Source organism: Bacillus cereus group sp. RP37, from assembly GCF_040459695.1.
Classification (GTDB): domain Bacteria; phylum Bacillota; class Bacilli; order Bacillales; family Bacillaceae_G; genus Bacillus_A.
In genome coordinates this window covers 2,086,793-2,104,595 of the sequence record NZ_JARVHP010000001.1, presented here as the reverse complement: position 1 = coordinate 2,104,595, position 17,803 = coordinate 2,086,793, and the positions used below count along the sequence as shown (strand labels likewise).

The window sequence follows — 17,803 nt, the reverse complement described above, 5'->3', positions numbered from 1 at the left end:
CATTACATGCTATTCCGAATGCAATAAAACAAATAAAATACTAAGACAACAACAGTAATAATACTCGATGCTGTTTTGAAAGTTTTGTTTTCATACGTTTTATTTAACAAGAAGAAGAACAAAACGACCCAGACCCCGTTGGAAAAGAATGATGTTAGTGCATTGAAAACAACTCGAAACGCAAACATAGAGTCGTCCATTAGTTTTTCACCTCTCTTTTTCCTTATTATACCATTTATAAAAAGTGATGTATCGTGTTTTTCTTGTATATTCTATACATGTGAGGTTAACATAACGTCTCATTATCAGTAGCAAGGAAAAAAGAGAACCCTGCTCTCACAAGGGCATCTTCTTTCTTAGTTCTATGAATCTATACATTTTTTATACATTCCTATCCTAACGCGGTTTTAGTGTTCTTGTTTGTTACTGGATTAGCTAAAAAACTGTATAAAATCTTGCATACTCTTAGCGTAGGATTTCCCCAAAATACTGGTCCCCCATACGTGCTTTCTTATGGGTATTTCTTGAACCCCCATTAAACACTCTCCCGTCACTTGTCTATCTTTAAGAGTAACTCTGCTTGTTTATTTAAAGTCATCGCACCGAGGCTTTGTCCCCCCTCCCAAAGCCAAACAAACGATTCAGGTTACATGCTTATCTCAAACTGAACATTCAATCTTTATTCAGTTTGTAAATAAAAAGGACAATCAGCCCCATAATGGACTAACTATCCTATAAATTATTATCTAAATTCAATAAAACTAGAACTTCTTTTCCTATGTATCATTATTTCGTTATTTCGTTATTTCACCAAACTGCGCTCTCGTCACTTTCGCCAAGTCATCCACTTTCAGCTCAATTTGTATACCAATTCTCCCGCCGCTCACTATGATCATTTCAAGATTTTGAGCACTCTCGTCAATACATGTAGAAAATAACTTCTTCATTCCGACTGGTGAACAACCACCTCGAATATATCCTGATACTTTCGTAATATCTTTTACAGGAATCATTTCAATCTTCTTTTCACTGACCGCTTTTGCGGCAGCTTTTAAATTCAGTTCCTCATCTACCGGGATGATAAACACATGATAATTTTTACTATTTCCTTGAGCGATTAACGTTTTATATACTTCTCTCACTTCTCGCCCAATTTTCTCGGCTACTGATACGCCATCGATTTTCCCATCGTTTGAATCATATGACATCATCGAATATTCAATTTTTTCTTTATCTAGTATTCGCATCGCATTTGTTTTATCTTTTTTCATAATGATCTCCTTAAAAGGTTATTTCATATTATTAAGTTTTCTTTTATTATACACCCTTTTCCATTTCTCCTACATAACTTCACTTATATTTCAAAACTAAAAATATTGATAATTCAAAAATCATCTGATATAATTTGGAAAAACTTATGTTAAGGAGAGATTTGTAATGCGAAATTTTAATGCTTCTTTCCAACTTCATCATCATACGTAACGCCGTGTATCCGGAGAAAAATTTTTCTTCGTGGGTACAGGGCTTTTCCTGTTGACCCACGAAGCGTTCATAAAGCTATGTGGGTATTTTTATACCTGCATAGCTTTTTTTAATTTAAAAAAGGAGTGATTACAATGGAAATGAAAAATGTAAAAGGAACGAAAGACTATTTACCAGAGGAACAAGTGTTGCGAAATAAAATGAAAAGAGCGTGTGAAGATACGTTTGAACGTTATGGTTGTAAACCGTTAGAAACACCAACGTTAAATATGTATGAACTTATGTCATACAAGTACGGCGGCGGTGATGAAATTTTAAAAGAAATATATACACTTCAGGATCAAGGAAAACGCGACCTTGCGTTACGTTACGATTTAACTATACCATTCGCAAAAGTTGTGGCAATGAATCCGAACATCCGCCTTCCTTTTAAACGGTATGAAATTGGGAAAGTATTTCGAGATGGGCCAATTAAACAAGGGAGATTTCGTGAGTTTATACAATGCGATGTTGATATAGTCGGTGTTGAGTCTGTCATGGCAGAAGCTGAACTTATGAGCATGGCGTTTGAACTGTTCCGAACGTTAAACTTAGAAGTAACGATCCAATATAATAACCGAAAATTATTAAACGGCATTCTCGAGTCCATTAACATCCCTACTGAACGAACGAGTGACGTCATTTTATCATTAGACAAAATCGAAAAGATTGGGATTGATGGTGTACGAAAAGATGTATTAGAGCGCGGAATTTCTGAAGAAATGGCTGATACGATATGTAATACTGTTTTATCTTGTCTAAAGCTTACAATTGCTGACTTTAAAGAAGCTTTCAATACTCCACTCGTTATCGATGGCGTAAACGAATTACAACAATTACAGCAATATTTAATCGCCCTTGGAATAAATGAAAATGCTATATTCAATCCGTTTTTAGCGCGTGGACTTACAATGTATACAGGTACTGTGTATGAAATCTTTTTAAAAGATGGCTCAATTACATCCAGCATCGGTAGCGGCGGTCGATACGATAACATTATCGGAGCATTCCGTGGTGATAATATGAACTATCCAACAGTCGGTATTTCATTCGGTTTAGACGTTATTTATACAGCACTATCACAGAAAGAAACGATATCATCTACAGCGGATGTATTTATCATCCCACTCGGGACAGAATTACAATGCTTGCAAATTGCCCAGCAATTACGCAATACAACTTCCTTAAAAGTCGAACTCGAACTTGCAGGACGCAAACTAAAACGTGCCCTTAATTACGCAAATAAAGAGAATATCCCTTATGTGCTTATTATTGGGGAAGAAGAACTTAGTACAGAAACCGTTATGCTGCGGAATATGAAGGAAGGTAGTGAGATGAAAGTCTCCCTTTCTTCTTTAAGTAGTTATTTATAATACAAACCACCCTCGTTTGGGTGGTTTTTCTATTTTATAGATAACCAATAATTAGTTAACATAAAAAAATTACATTCTACTATAATCTACAAATATATAATATCCAATCACCTGTTATATTTGGTAATATATAGATAAAAATCATTTTAGGAGGAATAACTTTGAAAGCTTTCATAAAAGCACTAAAGTGGACTACAGGTATCTCCCACCTTATACTAATTCCTTGTTATTATTTAACTCCAGGATTAGTTGACTTGTATGGGATACCACCGTTTACAGTGATTACTTTACATATCATTACAATACTATTAGCTAAAAAAGAAGACATGAATACGTACGCTCATTTTATAGGTATTATCGTTACTCTAGTTGCCTTTTTCCCTTATATAGACATCGTTCTACATATGATAGCAGCTATTTTCCTTTTATTAGACGCCATATCCACAAATAAAAAACAAGTTTGTGATTCATAGCGAAATAAAAATTAGAAGTACATGTTTTTCAACAAATCACTCTTTTGGTCACAGCGATAATATATAACGCAATTCTTCCCTATAATTTCATAGAAAGAATTGCGTTTTTTCATTGATAAGAACATAGATTTATCAATATCACCTTTTAGAGATTTGAAGTATATAGTCTAAGCAGCCTTCTCTGCTTTAAATACCCACCCGTGAAGAGTTGGTTGATAATACGGTATCATCCACCCTAAAATTTTGCCGATACAATAGGCGGCAATGAGTGTACCAATTCCGATTGAGCCTAAAGATTGAATAAAAACTATACAGATTGTACCAGCTACACAAATGTTTATTAAATCACTCAAAATTTTTGCTTTACCAAATTTCAAATTAAATTTTTCACTAATTGCATACGTTAACGCATCATACGGCATTAATGGTAATTTCGCTGTTGTATAGCCCATTAAACCGACCGCTATAACAAATAAACTAACAATTAAATATACACTTCGAGCAAAGATCGTTTCAGGCGTAGGGAAAAGTTGTACAAGGAAGAGCGTTGCATCCATGAAGAACCCAAATAAAAACGAAATAATGAATTGACTTATAAATTCATTGAACTCCATTCTTTTACTTAATATGACTTGAATAATAATGTATAAAACATTTGCAAGCGCCATTGTCACACCAACTGACAAACCAATCGTTAGCGTACTTGCATAGGCTAATGATGACACAGGCGATACACCAAATCCTGCTTGAATCGACATGCTAATACCAATTGACATAAAAAATAACCCGAGCACATACATGAGGATGCGCCTCAAGGTTCTGTTCCAATGATTCATACTATCTCCCACTTCCTAGTTAACATTATTTATATAAAGACTATAGCTATACAATTAAATATAACGTCAATTTCAACATATGAAAAATATATATATGATAAACTAATCATATGAAAAAACATATAATGGAGAGATACAATGGATTTCAGGCAATTATATTACTTTAAAGAAATTGTGAAACAAGGAAGTATTTCTAAAGCAGCAGAAGTGCTTCATATCGCGCAACCACCACTTAGTCAATTATTAAAAAAGCTCGAAACTGATCTTGGCACAACTTTAATTCATCGATATCGTCAAAAATGGGAGCTTACAGAAACCGGTGAAATACTATACGAATATGCCACACAAATGCTAATGCAAGTGCAAGATATAAAGCAGCAAATTCTAGAAATTGAACAAGGTATAGGCGGGACAGTAAGCATCGGTGTATCTTCTACATGTTCAAATATGCTCGTTGACTATGTTAGTACGTTTAGAACACAATACCCTAATGTTAAAATAAATATAGTAACAGGAAATTCAGAAGAATTATTAAAAAAACTAGAACAAAGAGAAATTGATATTGCCCTACTTTTACGATTAGGCACTAGTGAACACTATGAGCTGAAATTATTAAAAAAACAACCAATCGCTGTAATTATCCCTGCAAGTTGGGCACCATCATTTCCATCACAACACGTGACAATTGAAAAGATTACACAGTTCCCATTCATTATGCTCGGAGCAATGGAAGGACTCTCCTTCAATGAAAACTTACTCAAAGCGTTTGATACATACAAAGTCCAGCCAAATATTATTATCGAGTGTAAAGATATAAGTATGGTTGTAGCACTTGTTAGTAAAGGACTCGGCTTATCCATTATTCCAAAAATGGATTATACATCACCATTTTTAGCACATACAACTCTTTTGGAATTGGAACAATTTGATTTCCATCTCGAGCCTGTAATAGTAAAATTAAAAAATCAACGAATCTCCACAGCAGCAACTCTATTTTGGGAAATCGTTGATTAGAAGATGTAAACAAATGATTAATAACCCACACCATCAGGTAGTTACTGTGAGATATAACAAGACAAGCTATGGAGAGAATGAATTTCATATTATAGCACTCACAAATAAAACTCCTTCTAGCTAAATACTTATTCTATTGAAGAATCAGTTGTTTTTCTAATGTATGAAATTGATTTTTCATGGAAAGATATGTTAGTATGTATGCAGTTTGAGCACTCTATTCTTTAGAGTCGAACAGGAGGAGAATGAATATGTCTGATATTGAAGTTGGCGAAGTGTTTACTCTCAGTGATGAGAATAATGAGGATCAGGAAGTAGAAGTACTCGGAGCGATGGATGTTGAAGGCGCAGAATATATTGCAGTTGCCTTCGTAGAAGACATTCAAACAGAATCTGAGGAAGACATTGATATTTTCTTTTTAAAAGTAGAAGAAGATAATGAGTTTTCATACATTGAAAATGATGAAGAGTTTGATAAAGTATCTGCTGCTTTTGATAAAATTTTGGACGAGCAAGAGCAAGAATAATATGAATGAAACACACGAGGGCGGATGCATATCCGCCCTCGTGTGTTTCATTACTCATCCAGAGATTCATGCAGTAATTGCAGTACATCTTTCATCACAAAAGGACCGTCTTTTTTCACATGTTCAGCGAATTCAGAAACGAGACGTAATGTTCTTACACTTTCAATCGGATGTTCTCCTGATGCACTTTCAGCAGAAAGCATAACGGCATTCGTTCCGTCCAGTACAGCTTGAAACACATCCGTTACCTCCGCTCTTGTTGGAATAGCATGATCTACCATAGATTGAAGCATTTGTGTTGCTGTAATGACATATGTATTCGTTCGATTACATTCCTGAATTATCATTTTCTGCAAGAGCGGAATAAATTGATACGGCAACTCTACTCCTAAATCGCCCCTTGCAATCATAATTCCGTCTGCTTCTTTACATATATCTTGAAAATTCTCGATCGCTTCCATCGTTTCTATTTTGGCAATTAAATTAGGTGACGTTTCTGTATACTGTTTTATAAAATCTCGTATTTCTTTTATATGGCTAGGTTTTCTTACAAAAGAACATGCGATAAAATCAACATCCTCTTCTAAAAGAAACTGAATATCTTTTTTATCTTTCTCTGTAAGAGCCGGTAAACTAACGATTGCCCCTGGTAAGTTCACCCCTTTATGTGATGAGATATTACCACCTGTTTTAACCTTTGTTTCTATTTTTTCCTTACTTACCTTTTCAACAATTAATTCAACTTCTCCATCATTAATCAAAATTCTACTGTCTACTTTCACATCATTCGCGATTCCTTCATAATCAACACTTGCTTCCGTATTGCTCCCTGTAACTGGTTGTGTATGTAAAATAAAAGACTCTTCCGCCTGAAGTGTAATTTGTTCTCCGTTCATTTCACCTAATCTTATTTTAGGACCTTGTACATCACCCAAAAATTTAATAGAGTCATCTAAAGATTTCACTAAACGAATGATGTCTTTATGACTTTCATGCGTGCCATGTGATAAATTTAGCCGAACAATTTTCATACCGTTCTTTATTAACTGTGCTAATGTTTCTTTATTATTGCTTGCTGGTCCAATTGTACAAATTCGATCGATTGTCATTTTTGTGACCCTCCTTTTTCGTTAGGATTCCCATAAACTTTACTTACACTCTCAACATAAAAAAGCCTACTCACACAAGTAGGCTTTTGAAACTACGAAAGTTTCGTTAATAACTGATTTAAATCTTTTTTCGTTTTCGTCGTTAACGACTTCATTTTAGTAACATCAATCTTTTCTTTCTCCGCTCCTACAATTAACGGATACATACTTTGTCCGATTGTTTTATATTCAGCTGGGTGAGATGCTTCTAACTCTTTCTCAATTACATCCCACTTTTCATTAATTTGTTTACCAAGTTTATTTACTGTTTCTAATTTCGGATTTGCAGCTAATTGCTTGTCTAAGCTATCAATTAATGCAGCAACTTCTTTAACATTTGTTTTCACAGCTACACTTTTCTTCGGATCTTTCGTTGTTTTTCCGTTTGAGTTTGTACTTGTACTTTGATCTGTTGTTTTTCCGCTAGTCGTTTCGTCATTCGTTTTTCCTGTCGTTTCCTTTTCTTTTGTTTTCACATTTTCGTTTTGCGTTGTTGTTTTACCGTTACTTTCTGTTCCTGATGATTCTTTCGTATTTTTTGCATCTTTATCTGTTTTTTCATTTGAAGAAGTCTTTGTTTCTTTGTCAGTATCTTTCGTTGTTTTTGACGTCTCATCTGCACTTGTCGTTTTTGATTCTCCTTCATTTTGCGCTGTTACTTGCTCTTTCTTTTCTGTCTCTTTATCTGCTGAAGGACTACAAGCTGCCATAGTAAGCATTGTACCAATTGTTATCGATGCGATAGCGACCTTTTTCATTTTCATATAAATCCCCCTATGTTTACTTTATTTATCCTCCCCTTTACGATTCGATTTTCTCTTAAAAAATCCCTTTTCACATGAATCACCATCTTTCCGACAGTAATCTTCATAATAATACGTACAAAAACTGATAAACTGGTTTGAATATTCGAGTTTCTTCTACTTCATTTTTCTTCTCTGTTGTAAAAGAAAAAGAGTATATTGTCACATGAAGAATTACAATCTTCATATGACGATATACTCTCCTATCAAATTTTTATCTTTCTTGACATTTTATTTATATAAAAAAATAAAATTTTCTTTCATTTTTTTGTTTCTCAACATTTGTTAACATAATATATTTATGAGTAACCACCATTCGAATGAATGACTTGCCCAGTAATCCATTTTGCCTCTTCACTTACTAAAAAAGAAATTAAGCGTGCTGCATCCACCGGTTCTCCAACTCTACCCTGCGGGAACTTCCATACTAAATGGTGCTGTAACTCCTCTGTAATCCATCCTGTATTCGTCGGTCCTGGATCTACAGCATTCACTGTAATCCCCTTCTCCATCGCAACTGGTGCTACTGATTTTGAAAATGCTTCAATTGCTCCTTTCGTTGCTGCGTATGCTAGTTCATCAGGCATTGGCCCTAATGACTGTCCTGAAGTAAGGTTAATAATACTTCCACTCGTTTTCAGTGCATAATGTTTTATAAATAATGAACTTAATAACATAGTAGCGCGAATATTTACTGTATAATGTTTATCTATCTGTTCTACATTTAATTCCTCAATTCTCGTATGAGTAGCATACGCTGCATTATTAATTAAAATAGATGGATCACCTAACCGTTCTGAGACCATATAAAACAAACGATTTGGCGAATACGACTGCGATAAATTGATTTCTGCCATTTCACATCGAACACCGTAACTTTCAATCTCCTCTTTCAACAAAAAGGGCTCTTTATCATGCATTCCCCACGGCATCGCTTTATCATACTGAGACCAGTACGTGAAAAAAATGTCTATCCCTTTTTGAGCAAGCACCTTGCATACAGCTGCACCAATTCCATTCAGACGAGTTGCCCCTGTTACAATTGCTATTTTCTTCACCTTTTCTCCTCCATCTATGGATAAATCCCCTGTACGAATACAGAGGATCTATCTTTTTATTCAATATTTGACAATATACGTTCTGCACCTAATTTTAAAATTTTAATGAAGATATAATTTACAATCGTAAACATTACAAATAAAACGATAAACATAACCCACAGTCCTACTTGAAGGAAGAAGTATAATAGACTTACTCCCGCTACAATAACTAAAGCTATTAAAATATTAGCTAAAAAATTCCACAATGTTGTATAGCGGCTTTTAAATAATTTCTGTTCTGTATCCCAATGTATATCGGCAGTTTGTGCATCCCAGCGTGTACCGATTAAATTGATTAGCAATAAACCGTTCGCACTTAGTAAGAACCAAAGTACCATAAATACTGGAGATATCCCCGCTACAACTGCCATCGTAATACCGAATACTGCTAAAATGATCACATTAATTAACCAAGCCGTTATCGCTTTCGCAAAAAAGATATCTGAAGCCTTTACTGGTAAATAACGATTCACAAACCATGAACTTCCATCTCGTGAAAATGAAGTTGTTGCAATGACGTTACTTCCCATTAAAAATAGAGAAGCACAAAGGCCAACGCCAATTGCAAGTCCTGCTGATTTTGGGTTATCAATATACCCTGTGATCCACTTTAAATTTCCATCTTGCACGAATAAAACAAAGAATAACATAATCGGCATAACGAAAGTTTGTACAATACAATTTAAGAAAAATTGTGGTGTACGGAATAACGTTTTAAATTCCTTTTTCACATACGCTTTCAAATGTGAACTTTGTACCGTTGATTTCTGTAAACCTTCTGCTGAAATGACCTCTTTTTTTGCTGTACTCGTTGAAAGTCCAATAACCCCTTTTAAATATGTACGCTCTGCAATGTAATAAAACAACACAAAGAATACAAATGAAATAAGTGCAAAGATTATTACGTATAAAGGTCCCTTCCAATTTGCATTTTCTACTAACGCCACTGCTCCAAAATATGTAGTTGGAAAATAATTTGTCATTTGTACTAAAAGAGAAGATTCGTTGCTCGCAAGATAATTCGTAAGTGCATCTTCAGAAAACGAACTTTTATTTTTCCACTGTAAAAATACATTAATTCCTACAATAAATAGTATACTTACGATTCCAATAAATATATTGCCTCGGTCTTTATTTTTCGCTATATTTGTATACCTCATAATAACTGTCATCAGTAATGAAGCTAATACTAACGGCACAATCGGGAAGAGTAAGTAAATAAAAATCATGTATATGTAATATGTAATAAATGCACTACTTTTTAACCCGTACGTAATAAAGATTGGTAATAAAATAAATGAACTCATTACGTATTGTGTAATTAATACCGTTAGAAACTTTGCCGAAATAATCTGCGCTGGTTTCAATGGTAACGGCAATAACATTTCAATGTCATTACTATAGTAAAATACAGTTAAAATGTTCGTTATACTCATTAAAAATACCCATATACTCGCAATCGCAAGTCCCATTGCGATAATCATTCCTGGATCTTGCCCCAAATGTTTCATACCTTCATACATTCCGTGCGTCATCGAACCAAATATTAAAAAGCCGACAAATAAAATGGCTGCAAATGAAAAGACATACGCCCATCGCTTCTTCTTATCTGTTATGAAATCTGCATAATTTAATTTCAATAATACTTTCGTTAACGTCCAAATTTTACTCATTGCCCGTCATCTCCAAGAACATTTTTTCAAGTGATTCATTGGATTTAAAATGATCTCTCATTTCACCTAAATTCCCTTTAAACTGAAGATTTCCCTTATTAATAATCGCGACGCGGTCACATATTTTTTCTGCCACCTCTAATACGTGTGTAGAGAAAAATACAATCTTTCCTTTATCCGCATGTTCTCTCATCATTTCTTTTAAAATATATGCGGATTTCGGATCAAGCCCCGTTAACGGTTCATCTAAAATCCATACATCTGGCTCATGCACGAGCACACCAATAATAACGATTTTTTGTCTCATACCGTGCGAGTAACTTTGAATTTGATCCGATAGGGCATTATACAGATCAAATTTCTTCGCTAAAGACTCGATTCGTTCTTGGCGTACTTCTTTCGGCACTTCATACATATCTGCCATAAAGTTTAAATATTCAATTCCCTTTAATCGCAAAAACATATCTGGGCTATCTGGAACATAACCAAACGTCCTTTTCGCTTCCATCGGATTTTTCATAATATCTTTACCGTTAATCGTAATCGTCCCTTTGTCCACTCCATGAATACCAGTAATCATCTTAATTGTCGTTGATTTACCAGCACCATTCGGCCCTAAAAATCCAAAAATTTCTCCGCTAGGCACAGATAAACTTAAATCTTTTACTGCATAGCTAGACCCATTATAACTTTTTGACACATTCGTAATTTCAATCATTCCATCCAATCCTTTCCTTAATTACCAAATAACTATATTGATATTATAGCATACTTCTATTTTTAGATTTTTATATTTTTTCAGTTTTTTCAACCTTTAAAATAAATATACACGCCTAATCCAACGATTAAAACGACAGCTAGTATAATATAAATCATCGTCAGCCGTTTAATATTCCCTTTTGTCGCCTTACTATAATTCGCATCACCATTCCGTCCAATTAACACCGTCGCCACTACAGTAATCACTACAAGTAATACAACGATCATGATCCAAGTTAGCATCTCTTCCTCCCCCTCCTTACAACCATTTTACAATATTATCCTCTTTATTTCGCAGTATATTTCCTCTTTTTACTATTATTATGAAAAGAATTGGAAAACTATTATTACTATACATTTTTACATGTGATATATTTATAACATAACGTGAATTATTTCTAACATTGTAAGGAGGACCTACCATGAAAACAACTTGGATAAAATATTTAGGATTTCTCGGTTTCTTCGGTTTCTTCGGCTTTTTTTACGAAAAAGGATTGTTTACTATGTTTTGTTTTTTCTCCTTTTTCACAACGTATAGAACAGTTCAACACGATGAACTGTTTGAACAAATCGTCAATAAATCGTGTCGCAATGCCTTTATCATTACATTACTAACTACCGCTATCATTATGTTTATTGAAATGTTATTTCCAAACCCTACACTACAAGAGATTGATATCGCTCTTATTTTCAGCACACTCATTCTTACATTCGGTTTCTCTATGTTCTTTTACGATAAACCTGTTGACGAAATGGAAGATGCACCATGGCGTTCGTAACGAAAATAAAAGAATATCGCGCCAAATTGAACATGACACAAGAAGATTTAGCGAAAAGTGTTGGTGTACGCCGTGAAACAATTAGCCATCTCGAAAAAGGAAAATATAATCCTTCCTTACAGCTTGCTCACGACATTGCGAAGGCACTTCATAGTACGATTGATGAGATTTTTATTTTTGAGGATTAATAAAGTGAAACTTTAATCAGTGGGGGTTTTCTTCCCCCCCACTGATTATTAGTTGAACCAATCGGACTTTTATGGGCAGTTGATCCCTCACCTAACTTCTTTGCTTTCGCTGCATTTTGAGGTGGGGGTCTTACTGCCCATTAAAGTGGGATAAAAAATACCGGCATTCTTTTCACAAAGAATACCGGTATTATTCATTTATACAACTATCACCCATACAAAACAGCATGAAATACGCCTAATAGTACGTATTGATCCTCTATATAATCCTCATCGTATACATTCATCTCGATGTAATACATATCTCCCTCAAGACGAATATTCCAATCTGCGATTACATAGCCTTTTCGTAATAATTTTCCGAGCCCGAGTGAAGTTTTGTGAACAACATATTCTTCTCTCTTATACGTAAAGGTAAATAAGAAATTTGCATCTAATAACTTTCCGTCACATACAAGTATTTCATGCTCTGCATTATTATTATCGATGTACGTTACTAAAATCTTTCTTTGGCGCTGCCTACTTACATCCTTTGCAATGACACGAATATTATCCTTACTATCCTTTATTTCATAAATGATATTACTACCGACTTTCGGAATATAGTCCAGCACTTTCATCAACGTATTTTTATAATAGCCCCGTACTGCGCCTACTCCTTCGCTTTCATTATAAACCTCTATCGACGTCGTATCCGCTTTACTATCACACGGTCGTTTGTAAGAAAGCTGCATCATTCGCTCTCCTCTTAAGTACTGATCAAACGTCACAGGATATTGTATCGCGCGCAGTTCCTTATTTAGCTCATATAAATAAAGTTGAACACTCTCCACTAATGTTGCAGTAGAGATACATTCCTGCAGTTCAAATTGTTGCCAACTGGAAGAAATTCTCCACTGATCGTCCTCTTCATAGGAGAAACCAAGAATTATCTCATCACGGTCAGGCGTTTCATAATTCAACTGTTCGTTCTGCCCGTGTTGAACTTGTTCCATCCACTGTCCTAAATAAATACCCAGCTCTGCAACCTTCATGCACGACTTCTGAAAAAGTACCCTGTCACTCGCACGAATTGTTACATCCCCTTCAATAAAGCCATTTGCATAAGCAGCATACCGTGGCTCATCCTTCTGCGGAATACTCTTGTCTAACTCAAATAAAAACGTTAACATTCTTTACTCACCTCTAGTTATTACACCGATCGTACCTATAAATTGAACGCAACTCAAATTATATCAACGATTTTTCCAATATATCTATCGTAACTTAAATTATATCAACGATTATGTTGATATATCGACTTATCGAAAAATATCAACATAATTAAAATGAAGCTACCTTTTCTTTCGCCACTTCCACAATTTCTAAAATTTGTAGCAGGTTCTCCACTTCATAAGTCGGCTTAACATCTGTCGTATTTTCTTTCAAACTCGGATTATACCAACACATATCAATGCCGTAGTCTTCTCCGCCTTTCATATCAGAAGTAAGCGAATCTCCAACCATTAGTACACTTGATTTATCCGTAATCTCCAATTTTTCAAATGCATAATCAAAAATCTCTCCCGCTGGTTTTTGATGACCAACCTCTTCTGAAATAATAATATGATCAAAGAAGTTACTTAAAGGGGAATTTCCGATTCTAGATTGTTGCACCTTTGTATATCCATTCGTAATGATACCTAGCTTGCAATCTTGTAGATTCTCACATAATTGCACTGCACCTTCTATAAGGTGTACTTCTTTCCCTAAGTTTTCAAGATATACGTCACTAAATTGCTGCGCATCTACTTCTATATTATGAAGTGCAAATAATTGTCTAAATCGATCTACCGCTAATTCACTTAGCGTAATCATTTTATTTTCTAAATCTCTCCATAGTCCATTACTAATCTTTTTATAACTTGCAAGATAATCATCATACCCTGTAGGCATACCAAACTGTACAAACGCGTTATGTAATGCGTTTCTTTCCGTTTCAGGAAAATCTAATAATGTATCATCTACGTCGAATAATATAACTTTATATTTCATCATGCTCTCCTCAACTAGTACGTTATTTACAACTTGTATTTTCTCATTAATTATCTCTTAAGTCGAACTTTTTCCCTTTACGAATAGTAGCTGTACAGAGATCTTAAAGTTGTTTAAGGTACATGAGTCATGTTATTCAATAATAACTAATTGTGAAAACACTATTAATTTGAGATAATTTGGATAATGAATCCAATTTTTTAAAAGGGAACACAGGAAATATATTACTATAGTTACCATAGAAGGGGGCGGAAAAATATAGTAAATTCATGGGAAAGACCTAAAATAAAAATTCCGAAAACAAAAAGTGAATGGGTTGGAGATATTATTGGATATTCATTGTTCTTTGGATCAATCATTTTTTTGATTATCATTTGGGGAAGATTACCTGAGGAAGTACCCGCACATTATAACGCATATGGGACTGTAGATCGTTGGGGATCAAAGTGGGAACTTTTACTTCTACCAGGAATAGGGGCATTCATACTCCTTCTCATGCAGACTTTAGAAAAGTTTCCAGAAGTTCATAACTATCCAAAAAGATTTAATGAATCGAATGCTAAACAGTTTTATTTAAATAGCAGAAAAATGCTTAATCAATTAAAAAATGTCTGTTTACTTATTTTTGCTTTCATCCAATTTGAAACAATTTCAATAGCTCTAGATTGGAGCGGCGGTTTTGGAAAATTATTTTTACCGATATTGTTAATTGGGACAGCTATTCCAATTGTGATAGGAATAATAAAGCAACGAAAAATTTCATAATAGAAACAGGAGGCTAATCCAATTAGCCTCCCTTCTTCTTATTTCTCTTCTAGCAATAACTCTTTCATTTCCTCTAACGACTCTTTCGTAAAGCCGAGTGCCTTTTCAGCATACGCTTCAACTGAACCGTATTGCTTTTTCACTTCATCAATCGCAGCTTGTAAATATTCAGCGCGCGCTTCAAACATTGCACCTAATATTGCTCTACTTTCATCGTTTTGTAATTTTGCACCTAAAAAGGCCATCATTTTTTCATTTAACTTTTCACGGAAACCGTTACTTAGTAAGTAGTCTTCCATTACTGTTTTTTCTGGTACACCTAGTAAAAGTAATAATAATGCTGATCCAAATCCAGTACGGTCTTTTCCAGCTGTACAATGGTTTACTAACGGTAAGTTTTCCGGATTTTGCGCTAGTTTTAAGAAGCTCACGAATGCTTCATTACCACTTACGAAATCTTGATTCATTTTCACAAGATACTCACCTGGTTTTCCTAACATAGAAAGGTCACCAACTTGGAAAAATTCATTTATATTTAAATCTTTCGCCAAGTCCTGCATAACGGGTAAGCACACTTGACGAGCGCCTGTAATCTCAGGGTTTGGCTTATGCTTCACTTCAAAGTCTGTACGGTAATCGCAAATTAACTTTAAACCAGACTTTTGTAAATACGCAATATCCCACTCTGTTAGTCCTGCTAATTCTTCAGAACGGTACAACTTGCCCCATTTTACTTTACGGCCTTCAAGCGTTTCATATCCGCCCATATCACGGAAGTTAAACGCTCCTTGTAATGGCAATCTACGCTCAGCTACTGTCACTGCTTGTCCATTACTACCTACTAGTCTAAAATATGGACGCTCATTGTCGCTCGGATTTTCAATTGAATATGATGATTCTCCATTTACCGTTGCAAGTAATTCTCCATTTTCTTCAATATGATCTGGCGAAGTACTCCAGTAAATGCGAACTTCCTCTATATTATTTTCCCACTTTATTTGTAACGTATTATCTTCATTTCTTTCTACAGTTGCTTGTAACCAATGTCTTTGCTGCTCCATTCTTTCACCAACGCTTTCTCTTATAGTCAAATCTTATTCTATCATATCTTTCGAGAGGACTCCCACCTCTAAACGTAAGTGAAGGTGGTGAGGTGAATCGAAAGAAATATTTTATTTTTAAGAAAAACAGAAACATACGTTCTATTTCTTGCTATAATATCCTTAACAAGGAGGTGAATAAAATGGCAAAAGAAAATCCATCAAACTATAAAACTCTTCAAATCTGGATTAAAAAAGGGCATCGTATGTATTCTTATTTTCAAGAATGTTGTCATAACGCTAAGAACATGTACAACACCACAAACTTTTATATACGCCAGGTGTACACTGGATTAACACAAGAAAAAGAGTTGCAGCCTTTGCAAAAAGAAGTTCTGGCTAATATTCATAAAAATATTGGTAAGATGAATGACACACAACTTCTTGCCTATCAGAAGAAATTGGAAAAAGAGAAATTAAAACCTAAAGAAGAACAGAAAGAGATTACATGTAATTTGTTTTCAGAACCTAATTTTGAAAAACCTTATGTAGATTACAACTTTCTAGATGCACTATTTAAGGCTATGATTCAAAATGATTATCGAGCTTTGCCTACGCAATGTAGCCAGTCAATCATGAAAGGTGTGTTCCAAAATTGGAAATCTTTTTTTGCTAGTTTAAAAGACTATAAAAAGAATCCAAACAAATATGCTGGAATGCCTAGGATTCCAAAGTATATTCGTTCTTCTGAAAAAGAGATTCTGTATACAAACCAAGATTGCATCATTAAAAACAGTAGATTTTTAAAGTTTCCAAAGACGAAATTGCAATTAAATATTGGGAAACTAGGTTTCACTGAAGGTAAACTGAAACAAGTTCGTGTGATTCCAAAATACAATGAATATGTAGTGGAATTGGTAATTGATGTTCCTTCTGAACAACAAATGATTGAAGAGAATGCACGTTATATGAGTATTGATTTAGGGATTGATAACCTTGCAACCATCGTAACAAACACAGGTATGAAACCTGTCCTTGTTAAGGGCAAACATGTCAAAAGCATAAATCAATATTACAACAAAATGAAGAGTCATTTTACAAGCGTTCTTAGAAATGGAAAACAAACTAATGAAAGACCTTTTACTTCTAAAAGGATAGAAAAACTTCATCAAAAACGTTATTTGAAAATAAAAGACGTCTTCCATAAAGTTAGTCACCATATCGTAAAACTAGCTCAAGAAGAAGAAGTTTGTAAAATCGTTATTGGTCAAAACAAAAATTGGAAACAAGAAACGAATATGGGAAAAAGAAATAACCAATCGTTTTGTCATATCCCACATAGTTTATTGATTCAAATGATTACATACAAAGCAAATGCTGTAGGCATTCAAGTTGTTGTAACTGAAGAATCATATACATCGAAAGCAAGTTTTCTGGATAACGACTTCATTCCAACGTATGGAGAAAATGACCAAAATACAACTTTTTCAGGAAAACGAATAAAGCGCGGCATATATCGTTCAGCAAATAAAACTTTAATTAATGCAGATGTAAATGCTGCGGCTAACATTTTACGAAAAGTAATCCCAAATGCATGGACAAATGGGATAGAGGGGTTAGGCGTGAAACAGCTCGCTAATGTGTTAACTCCCCTGACGTTAATCGTCCGTTAGGTCGAAACGTTAGAAACCCCCACTTCAAGCTTCGCTAAGTGGGGGAGTGTTCATTGTATTATAGGAATATCTACTTTGTCGTTCTCATTTTTCT

21 protein-coding genes are annotated in these 17,803 nt (G+C 34.6%); 8 read left to right on the top strand and 13 right to left on the bottom strand.

The window, feature by feature from the left end; translation table 11 throughout:
• Window positions 1-2: 2 nt before the first annotated feature.
• Window positions 3-200: a hypothetical protein gene (locus QCI44_RS30620; RefSeq protein WP_002096482.1), complete on the bottom strand. Its 198-nt coding sequence runs from the start codon at window positions 198-200 to the stop codon at window positions 3-5.
• A 594-nt stretch (window positions 201-794) separates the two neighbouring features.
• On the bottom strand, window positions 795-1,271 hold the full coding sequence (ybaK, locus tag QCI44_RS11125) for a Cys-tRNA(Pro) deacylase (RefSeq protein WP_016087045.1): 477 nt from the start codon (window positions 1,269-1,271) through the stop codon (window positions 795-797).
• A 345-nt stretch (window positions 1,272-1,616) separates the two neighbouring features.
• Here ybaK and QCI44_RS11120 point away from each other — a divergent pair, with 345 nt between their 5' ends.
• Together QCI44_RS11120 and QCI44_RS11115 are read left to right on the top strand one after the other, a co-directional pair.
• Window positions 1,617-2,894, top strand: a complete 1,278-nt coding sequence (locus QCI44_RS11120; RefSeq protein WP_016087044.1) for a histidine--tRNA ligase — start codon at window positions 1,617-1,619, stop codon at window positions 2,892-2,894.
• Window positions 2,895-3,055: 161 nt separating this feature from the next.
• On the top strand, window positions 3,056-3,367 hold the full coding sequence (locus QCI44_RS11115; RefSeq protein WP_016087043.1) for a hypothetical protein: 312 nt from the start codon (window positions 3,056-3,058) through the stop codon (window positions 3,365-3,367).
• Between the two features lie 167 nt (window positions 3,368-3,534).
• Here QCI44_RS11115 and QCI44_RS11110 read toward each other — a convergent pair whose 3' ends face one another.
• On the bottom strand, window positions 3,535-4,203 hold the full coding sequence (locus tag QCI44_RS11110) for a YczE/YyaS/YitT family protein (protein ID WP_033659731.1): 669 nt from the start codon (window positions 4,201-4,203) through the stop codon (window positions 3,535-3,537).
• A gap of 138 nt (window positions 4,204-4,341) precedes the next feature.
• On the opposite strand from QCI44_RS11110, the gene QCI44_RS11105 reads away from it, so the two are divergent.
• Both QCI44_RS11105 and QCI44_RS11100 read left to right on the top strand, forming a co-directional pair.
• Entirely contained in the window at window positions 4,342-5,217 is an 876-nt protein-coding gene (locus QCI44_RS11105) for a LysR family transcriptional regulator (protein WP_016087041.1), read from the top strand.
• 245 nt (window positions 5,218-5,462) lie between these two features.
• Window positions 5,463-5,744 (top strand): DUF1292 domain-containing protein, encoded by a 282-nt coding sequence (locus QCI44_RS11100; RefSeq protein ID WP_098413156.1) that lies wholly within the window; start codon window positions 5,463-5,465, stop codon window positions 5,742-5,744.
• 50 nt (window positions 5,745-5,794) lie between these two features.
• Here QCI44_RS11100 and QCI44_RS11095 read toward each other — a convergent pair whose 3' ends face one another.
• The 7 genes from QCI44_RS11095 to QCI44_RS11065 form a co-directional block, all read right to left on the bottom strand.
• A complete protein-coding gene (locus QCI44_RS11095; RefSeq protein ID WP_016087039.1) occupies window positions 5,795-6,853 on the bottom strand; it encodes a pyruvate kinase in 1,059 nt (352 codons plus the stop codon).
• A gap of 92 nt (window positions 6,854-6,945) precedes the next feature.
• Entirely contained in the window at window positions 6,946-7,656 is a 711-nt protein-coding gene (locus tag QCI44_RS11090) for a hypothetical protein (protein WP_016087038.1), read from the bottom strand.
• 103 nt (window positions 7,657-7,759) lie between these two features.
• A complete protein-coding gene (locus QCI44_RS11085) occupies window positions 7,760-7,882 on the bottom strand; it encodes a hypothetical protein (protein ID WP_016087037.1) in 123 nt (40 codons plus the stop codon).
• A gap of 112 nt (window positions 7,883-7,994) precedes the next feature.
• The gene (locus QCI44_RS11080; RefSeq protein ID WP_016087036.1) at window positions 7,995-8,753 is read right to left on the bottom strand and encodes an SDR family oxidoreductase; all 759 of its coding nucleotides are present in this window, start codon (window positions 8,751-8,753) and stop codon (window positions 7,995-7,997) included.
• Between the two features lie 56 nt (window positions 8,754-8,809).
• Window positions 8,810-10,468, bottom strand: a complete 1,659-nt coding sequence (locus QCI44_RS11075; RefSeq protein WP_016087035.1) for a putative ABC transporter permease subunit — start codon at window positions 10,466-10,468, stop codon at window positions 8,810-8,812.
• Window positions 10,461-11,186, bottom strand: coding sequence for an ABC transporter ATP-binding protein (locus QCI44_RS11070; RefSeq protein WP_016087034.1), 726 nt, complete (start codon window positions 11,184-11,186; stop codon window positions 10,461-10,463). The genes QCI44_RS11075 and QCI44_RS11070 overlap by 8 nt, the downstream gene beginning before the upstream one ends.
• 89 nt (window positions 11,187-11,275) lie before the next feature.
• Window positions 11,276-11,470 (bottom strand): hypothetical protein, encoded by a 195-nt coding sequence (locus QCI44_RS11065; RefSeq protein WP_000958865.1) that lies wholly within the window; start codon window positions 11,468-11,470, stop codon window positions 11,276-11,278.
• Between the two features lie 179 nt (window positions 11,471-11,649).
• On the opposite strand from QCI44_RS11065, the gene QCI44_RS11060 reads away from it, so the two are divergent.
• Both QCI44_RS11060 and QCI44_RS11055 read left to right on the top strand, forming a co-directional pair.
• Window positions 11,650-12,009, top strand: coding sequence for a DUF3796 domain-containing protein (locus QCI44_RS11060; RefSeq protein ID WP_353811123.1), 360 nt, complete (start codon window positions 11,650-11,652; stop codon window positions 12,007-12,009).
• Complete coding sequence (locus QCI44_RS11055) at window positions 11,997-12,197, top strand: helix-turn-helix transcriptional regulator (protein WP_000896301.1); 201 nt, start codon at window positions 11,997-11,999, stop codon at window positions 12,195-12,197. Before QCI44_RS11060 ends, QCI44_RS11055 begins: the two co-directional genes overlap by 13 nt.
• Window positions 12,198-12,406: 209 nt before the next feature.
• Here the strand turns inward: QCI44_RS11055 and QCI44_RS11050 are convergent, their stop codons facing one another.
• Both QCI44_RS11050 and QCI44_RS11045 read right to left on the bottom strand, forming a co-directional pair.
• On the bottom strand, window positions 12,407-13,369 hold the full coding sequence (locus QCI44_RS11050; RefSeq protein WP_016087032.1) for a tubby C-terminal domain-like protein: 963 nt from the start codon (window positions 13,367-13,369) through the stop codon (window positions 12,407-12,409).
• A 151-nt stretch (window positions 13,370-13,520) separates the two neighbouring features.
• A complete protein-coding gene (locus tag QCI44_RS11045; RefSeq protein ID WP_016087031.1) occupies window positions 13,521-14,231 on the bottom strand; it encodes a YjjG family noncanonical pyrimidine nucleotidase in 711 nt (236 codons plus the stop codon).
• Between the two features lie 339 nt (window positions 14,232-14,570).
• On the opposite strand from QCI44_RS11045, the gene QCI44_RS11040 reads away from it, so the two are divergent.
• Window positions 14,571-14,996, top strand: a complete 426-nt coding sequence (locus tag QCI44_RS11040; protein ID WP_016136784.1) for a DUF1648 domain-containing protein — start codon at window positions 14,571-14,573, stop codon at window positions 14,994-14,996.
• A 38-nt stretch (window positions 14,997-15,034) separates the two neighbouring features.
• On the opposite strand, the gene QCI44_RS11035 is transcribed toward QCI44_RS11040, so the two are convergent.
• Window positions 15,035-16,057 carry a tyrosine-protein phosphatase gene (locus QCI44_RS11035; protein WP_016135013.1) on the bottom strand — a complete coding sequence of 341 codons (1,023 nt, stop codon included), beginning with the start codon at window positions 16,055-16,057 and terminating at the stop codon, window positions 15,035-15,037.
• Window positions 16,058-16,239: 182 nt separating this feature from the next.
• Here QCI44_RS11035 and QCI44_RS11030 point away from each other — a divergent pair, with 182 nt between their 5' ends.
• Window positions 16,240-17,709: an RNA-guided endonuclease InsQ/TnpB family protein gene (locus QCI44_RS11030; protein ID WP_353811122.1), complete on the top strand. Its 1,470-nt coding sequence runs from the start codon at window positions 16,240-16,242 to the stop codon at window positions 17,707-17,709.
• Window positions 17,710-17,803 lie beyond the last annotated feature (94 nt).